Raw genomic sequence first — 23,724 nt, 5'->3', positions numbered from 1 at the left:
GACTCCTTTCGTTATTTTGCAAGGCTTGAGAGGTCGTAGAGCGTGCTGTTTCCAGAGCCACCACCCATTTGTGGTCCTTGCTGTTGGTTGCTGTTGTTCTTTGAAGTGTTTGAATAAGTCACTTGCGTGCCGTTTTCTTGAACCCATGAGAGAATCTTTGCGATGTTACCCGTTGAAGACTTGGTGTTTCCAACAACGAAGTAGCGGAGTTCACCAGATTTCACCAGCTTCTTAAACTGAGAAAGTGTCATCGTCGGATCGGTACCGTTGTATCCACCAAGCGCCATGACGGCCTTCTTGGATTTGATGATGTAACCAGAAGCGGAGTTCGAATCCGTCGTGGCGAAGAGGTACTTTGCTTTTTCCTGATTCTTTTCGACGTATGAGAGAAGTTCGCTATCCACTTGACCACCCATGTCAGAAGAACCCTTTTGGCTCAGTAAGCTTGGGCTGGCAGCTGGGATGGCTGCGGAGTTGTGCGAAAGCGTTGGCGTCAACGCCCAGAATCCTGAAAGCAGGGAGAGAACCAAAATGGCGGAAGCGATTTTGATTTGCTTGTTAATTGGATTGGGGATGACGAGCAGGGCGGTTGCTGCGATTGCCATCACAACAATGGTAATGGCAACGACTGGGTAGTAGGACCAAGCATAGTATGCCTGGAGAGCCGCCGTTCCGACTATGGTGAGGCCCATAAAGCCCTTCGCAACGAGTCGTTCATTTTTGGTGCCTTCCTTCACCATCTTTACCGTTGCCACAACGGCGATGGCCGTCAAGGCTGCGATGGCCGGCGCCAACATGATGGTGTAGTAAGGGTGGAAGAAGGAAGCGACGGAGAAGAAGCCGTAGACCGGAACGAACCAGCCGGACCAGAGCAACGTCTCTTGTTGTCGTTTGCTTAGCTGGTACCACTTGTTTTGCTTATTACGGAAGGCCCAGAGACCCGTTCCCATTCCAAGGAAGGCAAAGGGGAGGAACCAACCAATTTGTGATCCTAAGTCCGACTGGAAGAGTCGGAACGGACCGGCTGAACCGATGGCAAAGGCAGAGTTTCCACCGCCCATGCCACCCTTACCAGGACCGCCCTTTTGTTTTGGACCACCCTTACCGTTTTGACCAGGGTTGCCGATCTTACCAGAAGGTGGCGTACCGGATGGCTTGCCTTTTGTTGAACCGCTCGGTGGGTTTGGAGCACCGTTTGAACTGTTTTTACCTTGTCCGTTTGGCGCTCCGCTAGGTGGTGTTTGGGTGCTGTTATTTGTTGTGTTTGAGCTATTGTTGCTGTTTACAGTGTTGTTTGTGTTTGTACTGTTTGAACCGTTGTTGTTCGCCTGGTTGCTTGTGTTGTTATTGCTGTTGTTATTGTTTGAGTTTCCTTGTGAGTTATTTTTTGGAATGGTTGCTTGCCCATTTCCTTGCTTGGATTGTTTGCTGTTCTTTCCCATTCCGGAGAAGGAACCGCCCGTTCCAGACGTTTGTCCGAGAAGACGCTCTGTTCCATTGTAGCCAAAGGCCAACTCCATTAAGGAGTTGGTCTGAGAAGATCCAATGTAGGGGCGTGACGTTTTCGAGGCCGAGTCAACCGTGGCCGGGTAGGCGACGGTGAAGAGGCCGAGAGAAGCGATGGCTGCGAGCAGCCAGAGCGTTTTCTTAGACCCTTTAACCTTTGTAGCAATGATAAAGTAGAAAAACATCGCTGGTAAAATCATGAATGCTTGGAGCATCTTGATGTTAAAAGCTACGCCAATAATGGCAAACGCGCCAAGCACTAACCATAAATTTTTACGAGCCACCGCCCGTGTCAACACATAGACAGCAAGCAGGAGGAAGAACACCAAAATCGCGTCCATGTTATTCGTTCGTGAGTTTGCCACCACCGTTGGCGTCAGCGTCATGACGAGGGCCGCCAACCGACCCGCCCAAACGCCGAAGCGCTTTGCCAACAGACGGTAAAGGAGGTAAACCGAACCGACACCCGCAAGGACTGACGGCAAAACGATTGACCAACCGTGGATGCCAAACAGCTTCGCTGAAGCGGCCATGAACCAAAGGGCGATTGGTGGTTTATCCACCGTGATGAAGCCGGCCGGATCAAAGGCACCGTACCAGAAGTTATGCCATGACTGCGTCATTGACGTGATGGCTGCTGTGTAATAAGAATTTGCGGAACCAGCATCCCAGATTCCCCAACCGTACAAAAATACTGCGAGTAGGAGAATCCCGATTAAGTACCAGTCCGGCTTTTTGAAAGTCAATTTTCTCAAAAGATAAGCCTCCTTAATTGGAATAAACATTATTGTAGATTGGAATGTCTATATTAAAATTAAATGAGAATTTAGCGAAGATTAAAATGCAAAAAAGCCGCATTCGTTTGGGGCGAATGCGGCTTTCTCTATGAGAGAATGTTTTAAATTAGTTCTTCTTTTGAAGCTTTGAGTGGTGCACACCGTAAACAAAGTAGAATACGATTCCAATGGCCAACCAGATCGTTACAGAAATCTGTGTAACGGCTGGGAGCATGAAGATGAATCCAACGGCACATGATCCAGCCACGATTGGGAGGAATGGGTACCAAGGCATCTTGAAGCCGTCGTTTTGGATGTCCTTGCGACGGCGGAGCTTGATGACACCGAATGAGATGAAAGCAAAGGCAATCAACGTTCCGGCGTTAATCAGTGAGGCCAACTGTGAAAGTGGCACCATTCCGGCGAAGAAGGCTTGCACAATCGTTGCAACGATGATGGCCTTTTCTGGAACGTGGTACTTTTCAGAAACCGTACCCATAGCCTTAGGAAGAAGGCCGTCACGTCCAAGGGCGTAAACCAGTCGTGAACCACCGATGAACATCGTCATCATGGCCGTAAAGATACCGAAGAGGGCACCGACCGTGATGAGCTTGTTGAAGGCGTTCAAGTGGATCACTTGAAGCGCAAAGGCGGCTGGGTCATCGACACCGAGTTGCTTGTAGTTGACGATTCCAGTCAATACGAATGAGAAGGTCACGTAAAGCACAACGGCGATGGCAACCGTTCCCAGGACACCACGGACAACCGTCTTACCAGGGTTGATCGTTTCGGCGGAGTTGGCAGCCAAAGCGTCAAATCCGATGAAGGCGAAGAACACCGTTGCTGCGGCGGTTAAGATACCACCCATTCCGAATGGTGCGCCGTGGAATTGTTCTGGGTAGAACGGTACGTAGTTGTCCGTCTTGATGTAGAAGAAACCAACGGCGATGAAGAGGATGATGACTGCAACCTTCACCACAACGGCGAAGTTTTCAACCTTGGTTGAAATCGCTGAACCCTTCATGATGATGGCGGCAATGATCAAAACGATGGCAACGGCCGTGATGTTCACAACCCCACCTTCCATTGGACCGGCTTGTAAGGCCTTTGGCAGGTGAATGCCGACCGCCGTCAACAAGTTATCGTTGAAGTAGGCGGCAAACCCAGTTGCTTCAGCAGAGACAGCCAGGAAGTATTCCAAAATCAGGGCCCAACCCAAAATCCATCCGATGATTTCACCGAAGACAACGGATCCAAAGGAGTAGGCCGAACCGGCAACGGGCATGGCGGATGAGAATTCCGCGTAGGCCATTCCAACCAATCCTGAAACCAAGGCGGCCAACAAGAAGGCGATGGCAACCGCTGGTCCTGCGTGGGATGCGGCTTCGTGACCTGGCAAGATGAAGATTCCAGTACCGATAACGGCACCGATTCCCAAACCAATCAGGTCCTTTGTGCGGAGCGTCTTTTTCAGTTTTGAATCGGATTGCATGAATGATGCAACCGATTCTTTCTTAAATATATCCATAGGAGCTTCTCCAAACTTCTTTATTGATTACATTTATCATAAGGCCTATGTTATGATAAGTAAAATTAATAAACAACATACTTGCATAAGGAAAACTGATATAAATGAATCGTTTACTTGTTTTAGAAACAATCATCCAGTTAAAGTCCTTCACGAAGGCGGCCGAAGCCCTGGGGTACACGCAATCATCCGTTTCGCAGATGATGGCCGCCCTCGAGAAGGAGTTCGGCATTCAGATTTTAAAGCGCTCTCGCAACGGGGTATCTTTGACCGCGGAAGGGGAGGAGCTCTATCCTTACATCGTCCAAGCTTTGCGCCAGTACCAGGCGCTGGAAGAACGGGCTGCGTCCTTGAAGGGATTGGACACGGGAACCGTCCGCATCGGGGCCATCACCTCGGTTTCTTGCTACTGGCTCCCACCGCTCTTTAAGTCTTTTCAAGAAAAGTACCCGAACATCGAGTTCGTCTTGCAGCAGGGGGATTTCGGTATGATTGTCGATTGGCTGAAGCGTGGCGAGATCGACTTTGGGCTCATGACCTCGGAGTATGGGGATGGCTTCAATAAGGTCATCTTGCACGAAACGGAGATGAAGGTCTTCTTGCCTAGCGGCCACCCGCTGGCTAAGCTTGACGCCGTGCCGATTGAAAAGATGACGGACGACCCCTTTATCCTGGTTGAGGGAGGGGGGTACTCCGAACCTTTGGCTGCCTTTGAAAAGGCCGGTTTGACCCCGGATGTGCGTTACCGTATTCAAGATGACTACACCATCATGGCGATGGTGGAAGCGGGGCTTGGTATCGGCATTCTTTCCGAGCTAGTTGACTCCCGCACGAACTTTGAAGTCGTTGCTAAATCCGTTCTTCCGGCTGTGAAACGACCGGTTGCCGTTGTCTACCGCGACAAGGAAACCCTTCCAATTGCCGCCCAGTACTTTATTGATTTCATGGTGAAACACCAAAAGGATTTGTTATAAAAAAAGAGCCACTTCCAAAACGGGAGTGGCTCTTTTTGTTTATTAATCATCTGAAAAGAAAACCGGCGGTAGCAGTTCCGTTACGATCTGCGCCATTTCTTGGGGGCTCTCCGGCGTGTCCTTTTTCAACCATTCAAACAACACCGAAGGCATCGCTCCCGTGAAGAAGGGAATCAGGTAGGGAGTATTCTGAAACTTATCGTTTTGCGCCCGTTCGCTATTTGGAATCGAGCGGAAGAAATCAAAGATGTAAGCCGACAGGCCGCTATTGAAGAGGAGCAAAAAGCGCTCCTTTTCCATTTGGAAGAAAGAAAAAATCTTTTCCAGGTCGGCGGGCACGGACTGCTTCGTCCACTCCGTTGGACGGCCTTCCGCCATTCGTTTTTCCACCAGGCTGTTTAGGTAGTAGCTTAAAATTTCTTCCTTACTATCGAAGTTTCGGTAGTAGGACGTGCGACCCACACCCGCGGTCTTAATTAAGGAAGCGATGCGGATTTCTGAAAAAGGACGTTCCTTTAACTCTGAGAAAAGTCCATCCACAATCTGATTTTTAACCCGTTCGTTTTGCTGTTGGCCGTAGTTCATCTGCGTCTCCTTTTACTCTTCGAAAAGTATTATAACAAATTTTAGTGGAACATATTGACACAGTTAAAAAACGTGCTAAACTATTCGTTGTAACCAAGTGGTACAAAATGTTCCACATAAAAGGAGAAAGAGATTATGAATGAAAAGCGTCCTTACAACCGCGGCCTCATTCTCGCCGTGTTGATGATCGCTGCCATGTCAGGAGCGTTGATGCAAACATCCCTCGGGACGGCTTTGCCAACGCTGATGACAGCTTTTAACATCGATTTGTCGACGGCTCAACAGGCCACAACCTGGTTCTTGCTGGTGAACGGAATGATGATTCCGTTGTCCGCCTACTTGGCTAACCGCATCCCAACAAAGATGCTCCACATCGTTTCTTACGTGTTACTGCTGATTGGAATTTCCCTTTCCATGTTCACGCCGGAACGACAGGACATGTGGTGGCTCTTTGTCGCCGGACGAATCGTTGCAGCCATGGCCGTTGGAATCATGATGCCAATGCTGCAGGTGCTCATCATCAACATGTACAAACCTGAAGAACGTGGTACGGCCATGGGCCTCATGGGCTTGGTTGTTGGAATGTCACCGGCCATCGGTCCGACGTTGACGGGGTGGATCTTGAACAAGGACCACAACATTCTCGGCTTGACGTTGAGCAGCGACTGGCGCTCCATCTTCGTCATTCCATTCATCATTATCATCATTGCTACGATTTTGGCTCCCTTCCTCTTGAAGGACGTGATGGAAACGAAGAAGTTGAAGTTGGACGTTACGTCACTTGTGATGTCCGTTGCTGGATTCGGTCTCTTCCTCTGGGGCTTCACCAACGTTGCGGCCATGGGATGGTCTGACTTTGGCCAAGTGATCCTGCCGATTGTAGCTGGTGTCCTTCTCCTGGCTGCCTTTGCCTGGCGTCAATTGAAGTTGCCCGTTCCTTTCTTGGACATCCGTGTCTTTGCAAAGAAGGAATTCACGATTTCCACGGTTGCTTTGTTGCTCGCAACAATGGCGATGTACGGAGTCGAAATGATGTTGCCAACTTACTTGCAAAACATCCGCGGCCTTTCCACCCTCGATTCTGGAATTACCTTAATGTGGGGAGCCCTCTTCATGGGATTCATGTCACCGGTTGCCGGAATCTTGTATAACAAGGTCGGCGTCAAAGTGATGTGCTACTTTGGATTTGGGATTCTTGCCCTTGGAACGGTACCTTACGTCTTCTTGAACGCGACGACACCAACCATCGTTATTTCCGTTCTCTACGCCCTTCGAATGGCAGGGATTGCCATGGTCATGATGCCTTTGACGACGGCTGCTATGTCGGCTCTTCCTGATGAAAAGGGAGCCGACGGAACGGCTGCCAACAACACGTTGCGCCAGGTATCCTCATCCGTTGTCGTGGCCTTGCTCACTTCTGTTGTGCAAAACGTGATTAACAACAACACGCCAAGCGCATCTTTGAAGGCTTCTGATTCTATCGCTTACGCAGGTCAAATGATGAACGCTTCAATGGATGGTTTCCAAACGGCATTCTTAATTTCACTCATCTTTGCCGTCCTCGGATTTATCTTCGTCTTCTTTATGAAGTCAAACAAGGAGGCTAACTAATATGTTAATTTGGATTATCGCGGGACTCGTTGTCCTGACCTTTATTTCCGCTTTCTTACTCAAAAACAACGTGATGCGCGCCGTTTTCTCCGGTATCTTCGGAATGCTTACGGTGGCCGGAATCGTGCTCTTGTCCATGAACATGAACAGCCATTTCGGAATGGAGGAGCGCACGACGGTTTCAACCCAAGAGGTTTATTCCATCACGCCTGCTCAAGCTCCAATGAAGGCTGTGGCTACAAAGAAGATTGGGGCCGACAACCAGGTCTTGGTTTACAAGGATAGCGAGAACGCTGCGGAAGCAACGCCACACTTCGCTCCTGACAAGAAGAACATGGTGAAGACGACGAAGACAAAGTCTTCCGTTGAAAAGGCCAACGTGGAAAACGCTCAGGTCAAGACAACTACGAAGTCCTGGACTTACGAGTCAGATTTGATGGAATTCTTATTTGATCACGATAGTGATCAGGAACTGATTTCGGTTCAGCACGTGCTTCAAGTACCTGCTGCTTGGCAGATTATCGAAAAGTAGACGTCTCGTTGTTGGATGTCGTTTAAAAAAAAGAGCCGTTCCCGTTTTGGGAGTGGCTCTTTTTGTTTTTCTATTAGCTTATGAAAAGTCGGCTGAGACCGCTTGGTCGTGCATCTTTTCGATTTCGGCCAAGTCTGCCTTCAACTTTGCTTCCGTTCCTTCCACCGAAGCTTGTCCCAGTGGCAAACGGAATGGCAATTCCTCGTCCTTTTCCACCGTCTTCACGATGATTTCCGCGGCCTTCTTAGGGTCACCCGGTTCGTCACCCTTACCGACGGAATCGATTCCGGCCTGCACGTCGCCGTAGACGTCAGGAAACTTCGTATCCGTCTTGTTTGATGAACGGCCGGCCCAGTCCGTGCGGAAGCCGGACGGCTCGATCAACATCACCTTGATGTTCGTCTTGGAAAGTTCCTGCTTCAAGGCTTCGTACATTCCTTCAACCGCGAACTTCGTTCCCGCGTAGTAAGAAAGGGAAGGGAGTCCGACCTGTCCGAGGACAGATGACAAGCCCATGATGATTCCGGAATTCTGCTTACGCATGATTGGCAGTACTTCCTTCGTCACGTTGATGAGCCCGAAGACGTTCACGTCAAACATCTTCTTGATGTCAGCGTCCGTTCCTTCTTCGAATGTGGAGAAGTAGCCCAATCCGGCGTTGTTATCCAAAACGTCGATGGTTCCAAACTTATCGACGGCCGCTTGCACCGCCGCCTTGATTTCTTCTGGCTTTGTCACGTCCAACTGCGCCTTCAAGATTTGACCCTTGTCGAACTCATCCAAGTAGTCGAGTGCTTCTGTGTGACGGGCCGTTGCGACCACGTTCACGTCTGATTGCTTAGCCAAACGGATGGCCAGGTCTTTTCCAAATCCGGATGAGGTTCCAGTGATAAACCATGTCTTTGCCATGTGTTTTTCTCCTTTTCTCGTTCGTTCTCGTTTTTGTGTACGACCATTCTAACGTAGGAAAAGGCGGTGTTTCAAACGGAATTTTTGGGATGGAAAAGATGGGGGGAGACGGGATGAAGCGTGCGAGGTTGCAGGGATTTTGATGGCGGGGGATGGGAAGGCAAATGAAAAAGCCGGGCCCGAATCGGGCCCGACTTTGGCAAGTTTAACTTACGCTTCTGGTGACACCAAGAAGTTGTTTTCGAAGTTGCCTTCGATGGCGTTCTTGAAGTTAGCGTATGAGATTGAAATCATGTCGTCCAAGGCGTTTTCCGTGTATGAACCGATGTGCGGCGTCAACACGATCTTAGGGTAGAGCGCTTGGAACTGTGCCATGATTGAGGCAGAATCCTTGGCTGCTTCCGGTTTTACTTGACCGAAGTAAGCGCGTTCGTTTGAGATAACGTCCGTCGCAAAGCCCTTGATTTCGCCGTCCTTCACAGCAGCGATGATGGCTTCTTCGTCCGTGATTTCGGCGCGGGCCGTGTTCACCAAGATGGCTGAAGACTTCATCATCTTCAATTCCTTTTCGGCAAAGAACTTGTCGTTTGTGCCCTTGAAGTATGGCACGTGCAAGGAAACGATGTCGGATTCCTTGAGCAAGTCTTCCAATGACTTGTAAGTCAAGATGTCTTCGATGCCGTCCTTAGGGAATGGGTCGTAACCCAAAACCTTTGAACCAACACCCTTCCAAAGCTTGGCTTCGGCCAAACCAATCTTACCCGTTCCAACGATTCCCACCGTGAGGTTTTGGAATTCAGGTACGAATGAAGCTGGGTTTGGACGGAAGTCTGAGTTTTGTGAGTTGGCTACGGCACCCGCCAAGTTACGGTTTTGCATGATTCCCAAACCGAAGGCCAAGTCAGCCACGGCGTATGGGGAGTAAGCTGGCACGTAAGCAACGATTTGATCGTTTGCCTTGGCAGCTTCCAAATCGATGTGGTTGTAACCAACAGTACGAGTGAAGACATACTTGATGCCCCATTCAGCCATTTGGTCCAAGTTTTGCTTGTCGGCGACGTTGTTGGCACGCAACAAGACACCGTCAAAGCCCTTCACCAAGTCAATGTTTTCGTGCGTCAAGTTTTCAGCCTTGTACGTTAATTCAAAGCCTTCCTTGTTCAACGCATCAAAGTGTGAAATTTCGTTTTCACGCGTTCCAAATGAAATAATCTTAAAAGCCATCTCGGCCTCCTCTGAAAGTTCTTTGTATGAGAGAGTTTCTGGTTAAGTAAGCGGCCGAGGAAAAACCCCGGCCGTCTGCTTACTGATTACTTGAAGAGTGGCATGTCGCCCAAGAGCTGCACGATGATAATCCATACAGGGATGGCCACCGTTGCAAAAATCGTTGAGATAAGTGACGTGTTGGATGCCATCAATGATTGGCGGTTGAAGGCCATGGCGTAGTTAACAGCCACAGTCGCAACCGGCGTTGCCATCATGATAACCATCGTTGCCAAGGCGACGTGGTCAACTGGCAAGATACCCATGGCTGACGTAACAACGATCAAAGCGATCATCACAACAGGCACGATGATGACCTTGTTGAATGAGTAGTACCAAGCCGTCTTGTTCTTCAAGGCTTCACCGAATGACATCTGGGCCAAGTTGGCACCGATGGCCAACCAAGCAAGTGGGGATGCCAATGAAGCCAAAATCTTAAACCATGAGAAGAGCCATGGCATCGTGGCGTCCAAACGGAAGAAGGCAACGTGTTGCAAGGCAGCCTTTCCAGTCGTGGCGTTCGTTACCATCACTTCAACTTGTGGCGCAGCGTTTTGAACCAACCACAAGAAGAGTCCGGCAAAGGTTGCAATAACGATTGGGTTCAACAACATCTTCTTGATGTGTTCACCCTTCAATTGCTGACCAGACATCTTGATGTAAGCGTATGAGTACAAGAAGACACGGTAACCGATGTTAAAGATGGATGCGTACATCACACCCTTTGCACCATAGACGGCACCAACGATTGGCATTCCGAAGAAAGTCGTTGAACCAAATGACGTGAGGACACCCAAGACATCTCGTTCGTCCTTACCGTACTTGGCGTACAACCATGGCATCGTGATGATCAAGATGATGTAAATCACGAGTCCCCAGATCAACACTGACATTCCTTGTTCCAAAGTCTTTTGGTTCAAGGGCGTCATGAATGAGTTGAATGCCAAGAGTGGCAAAGCAACGGTCATCGTGACAGCAGTTAACGTTTTAACGGCACCTTCCTTCAGACGGTCCGTCTTGCGTAACCAGTAACCGAGCAAAATAGTACCGATTGTTGCAACAATGGCACCAATAATTGAGGCGTTAGTTACGACTTTTTGAATTGAATCTACGATATTCATAAAAGCCTCCAATAGCGTTCTTTTGTTATGAATTGGTCAATTATTAGACAAATAATTATAGCATTGTATTAAACAAAAATCTACTTTTTGTATGACTATTTGGAATATATTTAAAAATTTAAAAAGAGAGGGAGAAATTAGGTTTACTTCAGCACAGACTGATGAAATGTATTATAAAAACGGGAGTAGGAAGAGCTTTGACTTTGTGTTTAAATTCAAAAAGAAAATTTATTTAATTTTCGTTTAAACTTTCCTTGCGTTTTCTTAAAGAATCGGTTAAACTAGAATTATTCTTTATGAGAGAATCGGAGAACCCCAGGCAATTTGTCTGGGGTTTTTTTGTTGCCTAAATGTTGGACACAAAAAAACCGCTCGTAGAGCGGTTTTGTCGGTTCTTTTGACGATTACTTACTGAAGTCAACCGTCGGGTTCTTCTGTGCACTTTCATCAGCTTGGTAGTAGGCCAACTTAGAATGACCAGTCATGCCGGCTACCATTGAAGATGGGAAGGAGACAACCTTGTTGTTGTAGTCTTGGACGGCTTGGTTGTACTTCTTGCGTTCATAAGTCACACGGTTGTTAGCCCCTTCAATCTGAGCCATCAACGTACCCATCTGGTCGGAGGACTTCAAATTAGGGTAGTTTTCTTGGATGGTTGAAACCATCAAGTTGAAGGCGCGGTCCTGACCTTGCATGGCCGAGGTCTTCTTGTCCTGGTTTGAAGCGTTATCGTATGACTGCTTGGCCTGGTTGTACTGCGTGCGGGCATCCGCAATCTTGCCATAGATGGCAGATTCTTGTCCTTGAGAACCCTTCACGGCGTTTACCAAGTTCGGAATCAAGTCCGCGCGGTTCTGCAAGGCCGTTTGGATTTCACCGGTTGCCGCGTCGACGTTTTGTTCCTTCTTGTTCAAACCGTTAGAGGATGAAACGAACATCGTGATGAGAAACAAGAGAACGGCAACGATACCCGCCGTTACTTGAAATCCGCGCTTTTGATAAAAGGGCGTGTTTGCGTTAATCACTGTCATAGTATTTTCCTTTTCTATTTCAAATTACAAATTCATTTTAGGTGAAGCGCTTTGTCTCTGGCAAGTCTAAAAGTCAGACCCGCCCCCGCCAAAGTCTCCGCCCCCGAAGCCGCCGCCGCCAAAGCCACCGCCACCACCGAAGTGGTCGTCATCGTCATCCCAGTAGGATGAGTGGTGGTGACCGGAGGAGAGGAGGTCGCCTAGGAGAAAGCCCCAGAAGAAGTCGCCGGCTCCGGATGAAGGGTCTCTTTGTTCCGGGTCCTTTGCTTGATAAGAGCTCAGGGATTTCCAGACGGCGATGATCAAGAGGATAAGAACGATGGCGAGCATACCGGCAACGATCATTCCTGGACCGGATTTCACAGCTTTAAGCGGATCCTTCTTTTCGGATGCGCCACCGAGTGCTTGGTTGTAAGACGCTTCGATATCCAGCAGCAGCTGTTTGATACCAAGGTCAACTTTTTCCATGTCTTGGCTTTTTAGGTTCTCTTGGTTTTTGATGAAGAGCTGGTGGATTTTTCCATCGGGCAGATAGCTTTCAGCACCTGTTCCGGTGGCGACACGAATCTTGTTCTGTCCGCCGTTTTTAGCAAAGACGACAAGAATCCCGTTGTCTTCCTTCTTTTGTCCAACCTTCCAGTTCTTGCCAAGCGTTAGCTCGTTGGTGAAATCGGCAATCGACATGCCATCGGTCGAATCGACGGTCAACACGGCAATTTGAGGCTGCTTTTCATCCTGGCTGGCCTTTTGGTTCTGCTGATTGATGACCTGCTTGGTCTCATCAGTCAGGATTTTTGCCCGGTCGGTGATGAAGGGATTATCGCTGTTTGGCTTTAATTGGCCCGGGTCATCAGCCGAAGCTGCCATCCCAACTGTAAAGAGGAAGAGCAGGGTGGAAGTGATTAATAGTAGAAAAGACTTTCTTCTATTAAATGGGTGATTCATTTCCTTGAGCAAAAAAGCCTCCTTTCTTAGTTATCCGGACGATCGTTTTTGTTCGTCACGTTCTTGAGTTTGTTAGCGTTGGTCCGTGGGTTCTTTCCCTTGTTTTGCAAGATGAGCTCACGAATTAGGTTCACAACTTCGGGGTTTTCCGGTAAGTCGGAGTGCGAAGCGTTGTCGCCAGAAACAGTGGTCTGCGTGTACTTCGCCACCTTCTTTTGGAAGATGTACTTTCCGGACAAAACCGACTGCACGTTCACGATACCGTCGTCCGTGTAATCGTCGGATCCGGCAATCGAGTAAACGTTCAAGTCCTTTGGTAGGTTATCTGACCCTTCGATGAAGTCGTTTAACATCGTGGTCTTCTTTGTTAAGGAAGTCTCCGAGAAGTTGTAAGGGGTACCCAGTGTCATTAACGTCCGGATGTGGAAACTCTGGCTTGAGTAGTAGTTCTCCAAGTAATCCGTCCAGATCAAACCACCGTTTGAGTGACCGATGGAGGAGAAATTACGGAAGTGGTACTTACTTTGAAGCTCGGACATCACCTTTCCCATGGACTGGGAGTCCGCTTGAATGGTGGGGTAGTTATCCTCGTTTCGTGCAAAACCGACAACGATGAAGGGCTGTCGGTTAGACGACGAGAGGTGACCGGAGTAGGTCAAAGAACCATCTTTTTCCACCTGCACCTTCAATACGGAGTGGGCGTTTTCAGCCTTACTCTCGGAATTCAGGGTGTCAATCAAATCGTCGAAACGACGAATGGTGGCCGAGGAACCGGGGATGAAAATAACAGGTTCCATCCGCGCCTTCTGGATTGCTCGGTCGTTTTGATGCTCGGAGAGCATCCACGTACGGCCGAGCCCACCTAGAATCGACACGAAGACAATCGCTAACACGAGCGACAGCTTAGCTGACTTCGGCAAGTCCTTGACGAAGGTCAGCGTTTTTTTCATATAAGTAAGAATCTTAGTCATCGCAGTTTTTAATCTCGTCATCGGCGTTCCCCCAATTCATCCGCTTTCACAAATGGCCAGTAAATCAGGCATGCCCCGAACAAGACGAGTAACGTGATGCCTAGTGATCGGAAGGGTGTCTGTGAGGCGAAGAAGGCCAGCAGCACGTGCGGCGTGTTATTTGGCACCACAAAGACCGTTGGTCGTGCAAATCCTGAAAGGATTGACGCCGCCGTGAGCAGCGTACCGTAGACGGATGCCAGAAGCATCGGAACCAGCATCAAGGGGCGGAAGAAGAGCGGGTAACCGTAGGCCAGAATCTTGCTTGAGTCAAAGATGGCGGGCAAAAGGGCGAATAACCCCAGGCGACGTGTTTTCTTGTTCTTTGAAAACACCAAGACGATGGCGAGAGCCAACGCCGCCCCAACACCCCCGATCATCATCGACGTCGTCAAAACGGAGTAGGGGTTTGCTGGTGATGGCAACTGCGCCATCACAGCCTGGTAAACCGCGTTCAAGTTGCTGTTCACCTGGGCCAAGTCCGGCGCCGTTGTTCCTAAATCGCTTGGAACAGCCAAACCGATGCTAAAGACGACGGGGGCTAAGATAGCAATCAAGAGCAGGCCATACCAGTGGGAGAAGAATGACAATGAGAAGAAACTTGAGTAAGCGTTTGTAATCAACTCGGATGGCATGTGCCCGTACAAGTAGGATACAATCGCCAAAATGACCGCTGCCCAAAGCAGGTAGGCGAAACCGAAGTCGGGGAACCGGCCCTTTGAAAGGCGGGTCATCGTGATGAAGGACATGTTCGCCAGGTGGGTCAGCAACAGAGGAATTAACAGGTGCAAGGCGTTTTGGTTGGCCGGACTGTACGTTGCAAACCCGTAGGAAAGCGCCAAAGTGAAGTTCACCAGAATTGGCAACAGGTTATCTTTTTCGTATCCAAAAACCTGTAGTTTCTTATTTAAATAGTTCTTCGTCCACAAAGCCATGACGAAGGCGATGACTAAGTAGTCAAAGGCCGACGTCAAAAACATGATGTTTTGATAGATAGGCGATGGTTTGATTTTGATGTGGAGGACGGCCGGTAACAGCGCCGCCGGGTCGAGGAACAGTTTTGAAAAGAGGTGCAAGTACACGTTGATGATGACGAGTGGCACCATCTTTTTAAAAGCGGCAAATAGCGTGTAAACTGGCAAGCGTTTTGAAAAAGTCAAATCCAGCTCGGCCAATTTTTTTAGACATCTTTGAAACATCAGTACCTTCTTTGTTCTTAAGCAATTTAGAGCACCTATACAGCAGTCTAATTTGTGCTATAATAGGCGAAGTATTTTACTGTAACTTAGTGGCGTTTATGCCGCTAATTATACACTAATTGTAATGAATTTGGGGGCATGACACGATGTTTCAACGCTTCATAAAAAGGCCTTGGGTTGCCTTTGTCACGAAAACCCTGGTCTACTTTTTGATCATGTTGTTTTTAATTTACTTATACGGATACTCTGGTGTAACCGGTGGAAACTTTATCTATAACGAGTTCTAAGAGGTTTAACTAATGATTGAAAATATTTACAAGCAGATCGACGCATACGCCGTCGAAAACCCCAACCAAATCGCCTACGACGAAATGGGTGTGACGCACACTTACGGTGAATTGAAGGCTTACTCTGATTCACTTGCGGCTTACTTGGACGACCAAAACTTGGCCGACAAGGCACCAATCATGGTCTTTGGTGGCCACCAATTCGAAATGGTTGCCGCTTTCTTGGCAGCCGTTAAGTCTGGTCACGCTTACGCACCAGTCGACAAGGATTCAACGAACGACCGAATCGAAAACATCTTGGAAATCGGTCAACCAGCAGCGGTTATCGCCTTGGATGAATTGCCATTGACGATTGACTCCGTTCCAGTTGTGCAAGGCGATGCTTTGAAGGCCGCCTTTACTGCTGGTAAGGACTACGAAATCACCCATGGTGTTGAAGGTGACGACAACTACTACATCATCTTTACTTCCGGTACGACTGGTAAGCCAAAGGGTGTTCAGATTTCACACAAGAACGCACTTTCTTACATTAACTGGTTGCTTTCATCAGACTACGATTTGAAGGACAACCAAAACATCTTGGCCCAAGCACCGTTCTCATTCGACGTTTCTGTGATGTCATGGGCGGGTGCCTTGCTCACCGGTGGTGTGATGAAGGCTTTGCCAAAGGAAGTCGGCGATGACTTCAAGCAACTTTTCGCCGCTTTGCCAAAGATGGAATTGGACCGTTGGGTTTCAACGCCTTCATTTGCCAACGTGGCTTTGCTCTCACCTGACTTTACTCAGGAAAACTACCCAAACATGAAGACTCTCTTGTTCTGTGGTGAAGTGTTGACGTCTGCAACGGCTAAGAAGTTGCGCGAACGTTTCCCTGAAGCAAAGATTTACAACACGTACGGTCCAACGGAAGCAACGGTTGCCGTTTCTGCTTTGGAAATCACGGACGACGTGCTTTCCAAGTATGACAAGTTGCCAATCGGTTACATGAAAGAAGACATGGTCGCTACCATCATGGATAAGGAAGGCAAAGTCTTGCCAACTGGTGAATCCGGCGAATTGGTTCTTTCTGGACCAGCCGTTTCAAAGGGGTACTTGAACAACCCTGAAAAGACAAAAGCGGCCTTCTTGGACGTTGACGGACAACCTGGTTATCGCACGGGTGACCTGTGCTTCGCTGACGAAGACGGTCTCTTGCACTACAAGGGTCGCATGGACTTCCAAATCAAGTTGCACGGATTCCGTATCGAATTGGAAGAAGTGGCCCAACACTTGACGCAGTCTTCATGGGTGGAACAAGCAGCCGCTGTGCCACGCTACGACCAAAACGGCGAAGTTAAGCAACTCTTGGCCATCGTTGTCGCAAAGGACAACGACTTTGAAAAGCCAATGGACTTAACAAACGCCATCAAGGATGAATTGAAGGATGTCATCATGCCATACATGATGCCTTCTCGTTTCATCTACCGCGACGAAATGCCGTTAACGCAAAACGGTAAGATTGATCTGAAGGGATTGATTGCCGAGGTGAATGGTAATGCTTAATTTACAACCATACGGAGATCCGACCTACTTCTTGTACCTCTTGGTCGCTTTGCTGCCATTGGCAATCGGGTTGTACTTCGGAAAGCGCTTTGTCACTTATGAAATTCTGGTCTCATTGGCCTTTATCTTCTTAATCTTTGACGAAGGGCACTACATTAATCAGGGAATTGCCTTAATCGGTTATTCCATCTGGCAGTTCTTCTTGGTCTGGGGATACATCACCTACCGGAAGAGAGCCAATTCGGCTTTGGTCTTCTACCTGGCTTCCTTCCTGTCCATTCTGCCAATCATCTTGGTTCGAATCGCGGGAACGGGGATGTTTAAGGCACAGTTGTCACTCTTTGGTTTCTTGGGAATTTCCTACTTAACTTTCCGTTCTGTTGGAATGATCATCGAAACCCGTGACGGCGTGACCCACGACTTCAAGCCAGTGATGTTCCTCCGCTTCATGCTCTTCATGCCAACGTTGTCATCTGGACCAATCGACCGTTACTCACGCTTTGCAAAGGATGCGGCGGTTGCCCCAGAACGTTCTCGTTACATTGAATTGTTGGGTGAAGCAACGAAGAAGTTGTTCTTAGGATTTGTATACAAGTTCATCTTGTCTTACTACTTTGGACAAATCATTTACCCATACTTCCAGAACCAAGCGATGTCAGATGCACACCACGGCATGATCTTGTCATGGTGGTTGATTCCCGTCGCTTACTCATACGGAATGTACTTGTTCTTTGATTTTGCTGGATACTCACTCTTCGCGTTGGCCATCTCATACGTGATGGGAATTGAGTCACCAATCAACTTCAACAAGCCTTACGGGGCAAAGAACATCAAGGAATTCTGGAATCGCTGGCACATGTCACTTTCCTTCTGGTTCCGTGACTTTGTCTTCATGCGTTTTGTCTTCTTGTTCTTGAAGAACAAGTGGATTAAGAACCGCAACACGGTTTCAACCATTGCCTACTTCGTCAACATGCTTGTCATGGGACTGTGGCACGGGTTGACTTGGTTCTACGTGGTCTACGGTTTGATGCACGCGACCGGAATGGCAGTGAACGACGCTTGGATTCGTTTCAAGCGGAAGCACAAGGACAAGATTCCGCACAACAAGTTCACAGAATGTTTCGCAGTCGTTTTGACTTTCCACTTTGTCATTTTGACCTTCTTGGTCTTCTGTGGCTTCCTGGACACATTCTGGTTCCACCGTTAAAATTTAAATTGAATTATATTAGTTAAGAGGAGTTACACTCATGGACGTAAAAGCAGGCGTATTAGAAGTATTGAACAACATCATTGGTGAAGACATGGCTGATCAAATGGACGAAAACCTTTTTGATTCAGGTTTGTTGGACTCAATGGCAACTGTTGAATTGTTGTTGGAATTGGAAGGCCGTTTCGGTATCCAAGCACCCGTTTCAGAATTCAACCGTGAAGACTGGGACACTGCCAACAAGATTATCGCTAAAGTAGAATCATTGATGGGATAAGACAAAATGTCTGACAAGAAAAAACTCTGGCAGATTTTTGGTCCAGTGCTTGCAGCTTTTCTATTGTTGGCATTGGTCTTCTTTCTACCACTCTCTTTGACAAATTACAGTCAAAAAGACTTACAAGAAGCTTCGGTTTCTTTCTCAGCAAAACTCGTGAAGGGTGAAGCGGTTAAGAACGCTGCCTTCCGTAATAAGCAAGTGAACTACGTACCGTTCTTTGGTTCTTCCGAACTGTCACGTTTTGATTCCCTCCACCCATCGGTTTTGGCGGAAAAGTACAACCGTAACTACCGCCCATTCATGTTGGGAAAGGCGGGTTCAGAATCAATGGTGCACTTCTTGAACATGCAAGAAATGCCTGATGGTTTGAAGAAAAAGAAGGCCGTCTTCATCGTTTCCCCACAGTGGTTTACGAAGACGGGAACGGACGCCGCCTTTGACCTCTTCTACTCACCACTTCAAGTGGTGGACTGGTTGCTCGGTATGGATGGTAACACGCCATCTCAGACGGATCAGTTCATGGCCCAACAAGTCAAGAAGCAAAACGTGGTTAAAAACAGCGCTTACTACAACCGCTTGTTGACCAAGGTAGCTGAAGGTAAGGCCTTGAACCACACGGACCGCTCAACCTTGAAGGTCAAGCGTCAAGTCTTGGCTCGCCAGGACGCCTTGTTCACGCAATTGGATTCCTCTTCTTCAAACTACAAGAAGCAAGTGAAGAAGGATGACCGTCCGTTGCCAAAGGTTTACTCAAAGAATGCCTTGGACCGTATCGGTTACGATGAAGGTCAAAAGAACACGACTAACAACGATTTCCGTATCAAGAATTCGTTCTACAGTACGCGAATCATGCCTGAAAAGGGTGCGTTGAAGGGTGTTCAAAAGAGCTACGATTACACGCAATCCGTCGAGTATGCTTACTTCCAAGCTGTATTGGAAACCTTTGCGAAGAACAACACGGAAGTGGAATTCGTCATCACGCCTGTTAACAAGCGTTGGATGGATTACACTGGCTTGAATAACGACATGTACCAAGAATCTGTTTCAAAGATTAAGTACCAGTTGCGCAGCCAAGGCTTCAACAACATTGCGGACTTGTCCCGTCGTGGTGGCGAAGACTTCTTCATGCAAGACACCATTCACATCGGATGGCGTGGTTGGTTAGCGTTGGATCAATTCTTGAACCCATTCTTGTCTGGTGACTACCAAGCACCTAACTATCAAATGAACAATCGATTCTTGTCAACTGACTGGCAGAACTTGAAGCCGTCAGAAACAAGCGTCGCTGACTTTCAATAATTAATGAAAAGAGCACTGACGAGGGCATTTATTTCGCCCAGTCAGTGCTTTTTTGTTAAAATAAGAATATGATTATAGGCATTGGAAACGACATGGAGTCCATCAGTCGGATTGAAGCGGTTTTGAACCGACGCCCGAACTTTTTGTCGACAATTTTAACACCAGAAGAAATGGCTGCCGCTAACAAACGTTCCGGAAAACACTACCTCGAATTCGTGGCTGGTCGCTTTTCGGCGAAGGAAGCGTATTCGAAGGCACTGGGAACCGGTATCGGAAAGGCTGTGTCCTGGCACGACATGTGCATCTTAAACGACGACATGGGCCGTCCGGTCATCACGGTTTCGGGTCAGAAGAACGAATTGTCCGTTGCCATTACACATTCGGGGGACTACGTCTCAACGATTGTCACGATTGAGAAGCTGTCGTGCTTTCAGAAATGGTCAAAGAAACGCTGGGAGAAAAGAGAGAAATGACAAGAACAAGTGCAGCCTTTAAGCGCCGTGGGCTGGCATTTTTCCGTTCAAAAAAAGCGCTGGTTCATAATGCGAAGGCGATTATGGAACTGGCTTCTGCGAAGCGTCTGATTGCCGTGGTGAAGGCGAATGCTTACGGGTACGGTGACACTTGGGCCGCAACGGTCCTCCACGACGAACTCGGGGTGAAGGATTTTGCCGTGGCAACCTTGGATGAAGGGGAGACGGTCCGCGCGGCAGTGCCTGCTGAAGATTGCTCCGTGATTTTGCTCGGCGTTCAGCCGGCATTCTTGGCCGATGAGATGGCCGAGAAGCGCCTGGCACCGGTGGCTGGGTCCTTTGACTGGCTGCTGGCCGCAAAGAAGGCAATCGACGAGTCGGATAAGGAGTTGCCGCCACTGGCGATTCACTTGGCCGTGGATACGGGGATGGGTCGTTTAGGTGCAAAAACGCGAGCAGAGCTCGCTTCGATGTACAACTTTGTTTGTGCAGAGGATTGCTTCGAATTAGCAGGCGTTATGACGCACTTTGCCACGGCGGATGAAGATAACCAGCCATACTACGATCAACAGTTGGCCGACTTCATGGCCAGGGTGAAGGGGCTCTCCATTCCAGAAAAGTATTGGCACGTCGCCAACTCTGGTTCAGCCCTCTACCACCACGACGAGGTTCCAACGGATACCATTCGTGTGGGGTCCGTTCTCTACGGCTATAACCCGGCCTTGCCGGACCGGACAACGCCAATCGACATCCAACCCGTTGGGTCTTTGGTTGGTCAAATCTGGGGTGTCCACCGCTTGCTGAAGGGGGAATCCCTTTCGTACGGTGCGACCTACACGGCGGATGAAGACCAGTGGGTGGCAACGATTCCTGTCGGCTACGCCGATGGTTTAAAACGCACCCTGTCCGGGATGACTGTTTTAGTTAACGGGCAAGAAGAAAAGATTCTCGGCCGAATCACGATGGACCAGATTATCATTTCTTTGAACGAGCCGGTTGCGGTTGGTTCGGAAGTGACTTTTATAGGGACTAACGGCGAAAAAGAAATCAAAATCGAAGACGTCGCAGACTACGGCAACACCATTCCGCACGAATTGCTCACGGGCATATCACAGCGGGTGCCGCGAGTTGACGTTGATTAATTAAGGGCTTTGCCCGTACATAAAAAGAGGATAACATGGCTGCAGATTATGAAAACGTGCAAAGAGGCGATGTCTTCTTTGCTGATTTGAAACAGGGCATCGGCTCGGAACAAGGGGGCGTGCGCCCCGTCTTGGTTGTCCAAAACAACCGGGGAAACCAAAACGCACCGACGACCATCGTATTGGCCATCACATCAAAGTTGATGAAGGCGAAGTTGCCCACCCACGTGAAGTTACCGGCTGAAATGGGCATCATGAAGAAGGATTCCATCATTTTAGGTGAACAGGTTCGAACGATCGACAAGCTTCGCCTGCGAGACCGAATTGGTCATTTGGCGGCCGATAGTGCTACTATGAAGGCAGTGGAAAAAGCGCTCAAAATTTCATTGGCCGTTAATTAAAAAACGACGAAAGGTGAGTGCTTTAATTTAGCCTTAATCTAATCCTGCTAATTTTAATAGAATCAAAGAAAAAGACGCTTTAAAAAGGGGTGTTACACATGGCAAAAGCAATTAAAATCTTACTCATTGAAGATGATGTGAACCTGGCGGACAACGTGGTGGATTCACTAAAGGATTTTGCTGACGTTACGTCTGTTCAAGACGGACTAGACGGTGAATTCGAAGCGAAGGAATCACCATTTGACCTCATCATCTGTGACCTCATGCTGCCAGGCCAATCAGGGCTCGACATCATCAAAAAGGTCCGCGATGCGAAGGTGGTAACCCCCGTCTTGATTTTGACGGCCAAGGCTTCCCTCGACGATAAAATCGAAGGGTTCAACGTTGGAGCCGACGACTATTTGACGAAGCCATTCCACCGCGAAGAATTGCTCGTGCGTGTAAAGGCCTTGCTCCGCCGTACCGGTGTCTACTCAGAAGACAACACGATGACGGTTGGTGAACTCAGCATCAACTTGGAAAACCGCGGTGTCTCCGTACATGGTCAGGCCGTCAAGTTAGTTGGAAAAGAATTCGATATTCTGACTTACTTAGGACAAAATAAAAACATCATCGTCACGCGTGATCAAATCTTCGACCGCGTTTGGGGTGTTGATTCCGATACCACGATTAACGTGGTGAACATTTATTTGAACAACTTGCGTCGTAAGCTTGAATCCGTCGGCCAAGGCGGGTTGATTAAAACGCTTCGTAACATCGGCTTTATCTTAGAGGTGCCAGATGAGCAGGCTGATTAATCGAAAACAGCAAATTGATAACTTCGCCACGCTGGCATTGGGATTAATGATTATCTTTACCTTCCTGGCCGGCATTATCTTTTGGATTTATACTTCCACGATTTATGACAACTCGGACCGTGTCATCAATCAGTACGTGTCCTACTACCAGCAGGTAACCGACTCACCAAATAACAGCTACAGCAAGGACAAGGACCTTGGTTTCGGCCACGACCCAGAGGTCTTCCGTGGAAACATGCTCTACTTCGATGCGGCTGGAAAGCAAATCGAAAACCAGGTGAACACGGGAACACGGAACGTTTTGACTCGTAAGTTCTCCTTGAACTTCAACCAAAACGACCTGGGTGATGGGCCACAGACGATTCGTCGAAACAACACCTACCTGCGAATCCAGGCCGTGAAGTTTAAGAAGGGGACCGTCCTGGTACCAGGAAGTAACGGGCTTCAATCCGCTACCTACGGTTACGTCTTTGTCGATGTTACCGATACGGTGGTCAACTTGAAGAAGTTCCAGGACGTGATGATTTGGTCCTTCCTGGCCGCCTTTATTTTCGCCTTGCTCTTTGCCTTTTACATTGCCCGTCAGTCAATGAAACCCATCTTACGGGCCTGGCAGCAACAACAGGACTTCGTTAACAACGCCGCCCACGAACTACGGACGCCCATGTCTGTTATTCAAGGGAAGTTGGAGAACATGTTGACGCGGCCAACGTCGACGATTCGAGAAGAATCCGACTCCGTTATCTTGTCACTGTCTGAAATCAGACGGTTGAACTCATTGACGAATAACATGTTGACCCTGGCGAAGACCGGATCGAACATGACCAAGATTGAAAAGGAAAAGACCAACGTCAAGAACTTCTTGGCAACGGCCTTGTCACCTTACATCGAGATGGGTGAAATTTCCGGTAAGGAAGTAACCGTCGACGTGAACGTGAACCAAAAGATTTCCATCGATAAGAAGCGGATTCACCAGTTGCTCGTTCTGTTGATGGATAACGCTCTCAAGTATTCAGAAGAGGGCGACAAGATTAACGTTTCGGCCAGTGTGAACAAAAAGTGGCTTCAGATTTCCGTGGCCGACACGGGACGTGGTATCTCGGATGAAGCAAAGAAGCACATCTTCGATCGTTTCTACAGGGAAGACAAAACAGGAAATCGAAAGACCGGTGGAACCGGTCTGGGACTGTCCATTGCCGAATGGATAGTTCACGCGCACAATGGTAAAATTACCGTTAGTGATAACCAACCAAAGGGGACGGTCTTCAAAGTAAACCTGCCCCTCTGATTGGAATACGGAAGA

Annotated in this window: 23 protein-coding genes; 13 read left to right on the top strand and 10 right to left on the bottom strand. The window is 48.4% G+C overall.

What is annotated here, in order from left to right:
* Nucleotides 1–11 precede the first annotated feature (11 nt).
* Nucleotides 12–2,261, bottom strand: a complete 2,250-nt coding sequence (locus NFX39_RS02750) for an ArnT family glycosyltransferase (protein ID WP_252442777.1) — start codon at nucleotides 2,259–2,261, stop codon at nucleotides 12–14.
* 148 nt (nucleotides 2,262–2,409) lie between these two features.
* Complete coding sequence (locus tag NFX39_RS02745) at nucleotides 2,410–3,810, bottom strand: APC family permease (protein WP_252442775.1); 1,401 nt, start codon at nucleotides 3,808–3,810, stop codon at nucleotides 2,410–2,412.
* A 104-nt stretch (nucleotides 3,811–3,914) separates the two neighbouring features.
* Here NFX39_RS02745 and NFX39_RS02740 point away from each other — a divergent pair, with 104 nt between their 5' ends.
* Nucleotides 3,915–4,784 (top strand): LysR family transcriptional regulator, encoded by an 870-nt coding sequence (locus NFX39_RS02740; RefSeq protein WP_252442773.1) that lies wholly within the window; start codon nucleotides 3,915–3,917, stop codon nucleotides 4,782–4,784.
* A 42-nt stretch (nucleotides 4,785–4,826) separates the two neighbouring features.
* Here the strand turns inward: NFX39_RS02740 and NFX39_RS02735 are convergent, their stop codons facing one another.
* Complete coding sequence (locus NFX39_RS02735) at nucleotides 4,827–5,369, bottom strand: TetR/AcrR family transcriptional regulator (protein ID WP_252442771.1); 543 nt, start codon at nucleotides 5,367–5,369, stop codon at nucleotides 4,827–4,829.
* A gap of 135 nt (nucleotides 5,370–5,504) precedes the next feature.
* Here NFX39_RS02735 and NFX39_RS02730 point away from each other — a divergent pair, with 135 nt between their 5' ends.
* Together NFX39_RS02730 and NFX39_RS02725 are read left to right on the top strand one after the other, a co-directional pair.
* Complete coding sequence (locus NFX39_RS02730; RefSeq protein ID WP_252442769.1) at nucleotides 5,505–6,980, top strand: MDR family MFS transporter; 1,476 nt, start codon at nucleotides 5,505–5,507, stop codon at nucleotides 6,978–6,980.
* A 1-nt stretch (nucleotide 6,981) separates the two neighbouring features.
* On the top strand, nucleotides 6,982–7,512 hold the full coding sequence (locus NFX39_RS02725; protein ID WP_252442768.1) for a DUF4811 domain-containing protein: 531 nt from the start codon (nucleotides 6,982–6,984) through the stop codon (nucleotides 7,510–7,512).
* 78 nt (nucleotides 7,513–7,590) lie between these two features.
* Here NFX39_RS02725 and NFX39_RS02720 read toward each other — a convergent pair whose 3' ends face one another.
* The 7 genes from NFX39_RS02720 to NFX39_RS02690 all read right to left on the bottom strand — a co-directional run bounded on the left by NFX39_RS02720 (nucleotide 7,591) and on the right by NFX39_RS02690 (nucleotide 14,990).
* Nucleotides 7,591–8,421, bottom strand: coding sequence for an SDR family NAD(P)-dependent oxidoreductase (locus NFX39_RS02720; protein ID WP_252442766.1), 831 nt, complete (start codon nucleotides 8,419–8,421; stop codon nucleotides 7,591–7,593).
* A 210-nt stretch (nucleotides 8,422–8,631) separates the two neighbouring features.
* Entirely contained in the window at nucleotides 8,632–9,645 is a 1,014-nt protein-coding gene (locus NFX39_RS02715; protein ID WP_252442765.1) for an NAD(P)-dependent oxidoreductase, read from the bottom strand.
* Between the two features lie 86 nt (nucleotides 9,646–9,731).
* Nucleotides 9,732–10,805 carry an AEC family transporter gene (locus NFX39_RS02710; protein WP_252442764.1) on the bottom strand — a complete coding sequence of 358 codons (1,074 nt, stop codon included), beginning with the start codon at nucleotides 10,803–10,805 and terminating at the stop codon, nucleotides 9,732–9,734.
* 404 nt (nucleotides 10,806–11,209) lie between these two features.
* On the bottom strand, nucleotides 11,210–11,836 hold the full coding sequence (locus NFX39_RS02705; RefSeq protein WP_252442763.1) for a LemA family protein: 627 nt from the start codon (nucleotides 11,834–11,836) through the stop codon (nucleotides 11,210–11,212).
* Nucleotides 11,837–11,902: 66 nt separating this feature from the next.
* Complete coding sequence (locus NFX39_RS02700) at nucleotides 11,903–12,793, bottom strand: TPM domain-containing protein (RefSeq protein WP_252442761.1); 891 nt, start codon at nucleotides 12,791–12,793, stop codon at nucleotides 11,903–11,905.
* Nucleotides 12,794–12,807: 14 nt separating this feature from the next.
* Entirely contained in the window at nucleotides 12,808–13,731 is a 924-nt protein-coding gene (locus NFX39_RS02695; protein WP_420842956.1) for an alpha/beta hydrolase, read from the bottom strand.
* A 38-nt stretch (nucleotides 13,732–13,769) separates the two neighbouring features.
* The gene (locus tag NFX39_RS02690) at nucleotides 13,770–14,990 is read right to left on the bottom strand and encodes a hypothetical protein (RefSeq protein ID WP_252442759.1); all 1,221 of its coding nucleotides are present in this window, start codon (nucleotides 14,988–14,990) and stop codon (nucleotides 13,770–13,772) included.
* A gap of 146 nt (nucleotides 14,991–15,136) precedes the next feature.
* Here NFX39_RS02690 and NFX39_RS02685 point away from each other — a divergent pair, with 146 nt between their 5' ends.
* From NFX39_RS02685 to NFX39_RS02640, 10 genes are all read left to right on the top strand, one after another.
* Nucleotides 15,137–15,277, top strand: coding sequence for a teichoic acid D-Ala incorporation-associated protein DltX (locus tag NFX39_RS02685; protein ID WP_252442757.1), 141 nt, complete (start codon nucleotides 15,137–15,139; stop codon nucleotides 15,275–15,277).
* 12 nt (nucleotides 15,278–15,289) lie between these two features.
* On the top strand, nucleotides 15,290–16,819 hold the full coding sequence (gene dltA, locus NFX39_RS02680) for a D-alanine--poly(phosphoribitol) ligase subunit DltA (RefSeq protein ID WP_252442755.1): 1,530 nt from the start codon (nucleotides 15,290–15,292) through the stop codon (nucleotides 16,817–16,819).
* A complete protein-coding gene (gene dltB, locus NFX39_RS02675; protein WP_252442753.1) occupies nucleotides 16,812–18,029 on the top strand; it encodes a D-alanyl-lipoteichoic acid biosynthesis protein DltB in 1,218 nt (405 codons plus the stop codon). The genes dltA and dltB overlap by 8 nt, the downstream gene beginning before the upstream one ends.
* A 40-nt stretch (nucleotides 18,030–18,069) precedes the next feature.
* Entirely contained in the window at nucleotides 18,070–18,306 is a 237-nt protein-coding gene (dltC, locus tag NFX39_RS02670) for a D-alanine--poly(phosphoribitol) ligase subunit DltC (protein ID WP_213808856.1), read from the top strand.
* A 6-nt stretch (nucleotides 18,307–18,312) separates the two neighbouring features.
* Entirely contained in the window at nucleotides 18,313–19,608 is a 1,296-nt protein-coding gene (gene dltD, locus NFX39_RS02665; protein ID WP_252442751.1) for a D-alanyl-lipoteichoic acid biosynthesis protein DltD, read from the top strand.
* A 68-nt stretch (nucleotides 19,609–19,676) separates the two neighbouring features.
* On the top strand, nucleotides 19,677–20,081 hold the full coding sequence (acpS, locus tag NFX39_RS02660; protein ID WP_252442749.1) for a holo-ACP synthase: 405 nt from the start codon (nucleotides 19,677–19,679) through the stop codon (nucleotides 20,079–20,081).
* Complete coding sequence (gene alr, locus NFX39_RS02655; protein ID WP_252442747.1) at nucleotides 20,078–21,223, top strand: alanine racemase; 1,146 nt, start codon at nucleotides 20,078–20,080, stop codon at nucleotides 21,221–21,223. The genes acpS and alr overlap by 4 nt, the downstream gene beginning before the upstream one ends.
* A 35-nt stretch (nucleotides 21,224–21,258) precedes the next feature.
* Complete coding sequence (locus NFX39_RS02650; RefSeq protein WP_252442745.1) at nucleotides 21,259–21,624, top strand: type II toxin-antitoxin system PemK/MazF family toxin; 366 nt, start codon at nucleotides 21,259–21,261, stop codon at nucleotides 21,622–21,624.
* A gap of 98 nt (nucleotides 21,625–21,722) precedes the next feature.
* A complete protein-coding gene (locus tag NFX39_RS02645; protein WP_252442743.1) occupies nucleotides 21,723–22,421 on the top strand; it encodes a response regulator transcription factor in 699 nt (232 codons plus the stop codon).
* Nucleotides 22,405–23,709 (top strand): sensor histidine kinase, encoded by a 1,305-nt coding sequence (locus NFX39_RS02640; RefSeq protein WP_252442742.1) that lies wholly within the window; start codon nucleotides 22,405–22,407, stop codon nucleotides 23,707–23,709. Before NFX39_RS02645 ends, NFX39_RS02640 begins: the two co-directional genes overlap by 17 nt.
* Nucleotides 23,710–23,724 lie beyond the last annotated feature (15 nt).

The sequence above is a fragment of the Fructobacillus apis genome (genome assembly GCF_023893635.1).
GTDB classification, from domain to species: domain Bacteria; phylum Bacillota; class Bacilli; order Lactobacillales; family Lactobacillaceae; genus Fructobacillus; species Fructobacillus apis.
Note: the sequence above shows the minus strand (reverse complement) of the source record. Positions and strands in the feature narration are given on the sequence as shown.

Bases quoted from the DNA above. Each gene is read 5' to 3' on its own strand.
- NFX39_RS02710 (WP_252442764.1), bottom strand. From the start codon at position 10,805: ATGAATATCGTAGATTCAATTCAAAAAGTCGTAACTAACGCCTCAATT.
- NFX39_RS02705 (WP_252442763.1), bottom strand. From the start codon at position 11,836: ATGACAGTGATTAACGCAAACACGCCCTTTTATCAAAAGCGCGGATTT.
- NFX39_RS02685 (WP_252442757.1), top strand. From the start codon at position 15,137: ATGTTTCAACGCTTCATAAAAAGGCCTTGGGTTGCCTTTGTCACGAAA.
- NFX39_RS02740 (WP_252442773.1), top strand. From the start codon at position 3,915: ATGAATCGTTTACTTGTTTTAGAAACAATCATCCAGTTAAAGTCCTTC.
- NFX39_RS02690 (WP_252442759.1), bottom strand. From the start codon at position 14,990: ATGTTTCAAAGATGTCTAAAAAAATTGGCCGAGCTGGATTTGACTTTT.
- dltB (WP_252442753.1), top strand. From the start codon at position 16,812: ATGCTTAATTTACAACCATACGGAGATCCGACCTACTTCTTGTACCTC.
- NFX39_RS02720 (WP_252442766.1), bottom strand. From the start codon at position 8,421: ATGGCAAAGACATGGTTTATCACTGGAACCTCATCCGGATTTGGAAAA.
- acpS (WP_252442749.1), top strand. From the start codon at position 19,677: ATGATTATAGGCATTGGAAACGACATGGAGTCCATCAGTCGGATTGAA.
- NFX39_RS02715 (WP_252442765.1), bottom strand. From the start codon at position 9,645: ATGGCTTTTAAGATTATTTCATTTGGAACGCGTGAAAACGAAATTTCA.
- dltD (WP_252442751.1), top strand. From the start codon at position 18,313: ATGTCTGACAAGAAAAAACTCTGGCAGATTTTTGGTCCAGTGCTTGCA.
- NFX39_RS02735 (WP_252442771.1), bottom strand. From the start codon at position 5,369: ATGAACTACGGCCAACAGCAAAACGAACGGGTTAAAAATCAGATTGTG.
- NFX39_RS02650 (WP_252442745.1), top strand. From the start codon at position 21,259: ATGGCTGCAGATTATGAAAACGTGCAAAGAGGCGATGTCTTCTTTGCT.
- NFX39_RS02695 (WP_420842956.1), bottom strand. From the start codon at position 13,731: ATGAAAAAAACGCTGACCTTCGTCAAGGACTTGCCGAAGTCAGCTAAG.
- NFX39_RS02745 (WP_252442775.1), bottom strand. From the start codon at position 3,810: ATGGATATATTTAAGAAAGAATCGGTTGCATCATTCATGCAATCCGAT.
- NFX39_RS02645 (WP_252442743.1), top strand. From the start codon at position 21,723: ATGGCAAAAGCAATTAAAATCTTACTCATTGAAGATGATGTGAACCTG.
- NFX39_RS02640 (WP_252442742.1), top strand. From the start codon at position 22,405: ATGAGCAGGCTGATTAATCGAAAACAGCAAATTGATAACTTCGCCACG.
- alr (WP_252442747.1), top strand. From the start codon at position 20,078: ATGACAAGAACAAGTGCAGCCTTTAAGCGCCGTGGGCTGGCATTTTTC.
- NFX39_RS02730 (WP_252442769.1), top strand. From the start codon at position 5,505: ATGAATGAAAAGCGTCCTTACAACCGCGGCCTCATTCTCGCCGTGTTG.
- NFX39_RS02725 (WP_252442768.1), top strand. From the start codon at position 6,982: ATGTTAATTTGGATTATCGCGGGACTCGTTGTCCTGACCTTTATTTCC.
- dltC (WP_213808856.1), top strand. From the start codon at position 18,070: ATGGACGTAAAAGCAGGCGTATTAGAAGTATTGAACAACATCATTGGT.
- dltA (WP_252442755.1), top strand. From the start codon at position 15,290: ATGATTGAAAATATTTACAAGCAGATCGACGCATACGCCGTCGAAAAC.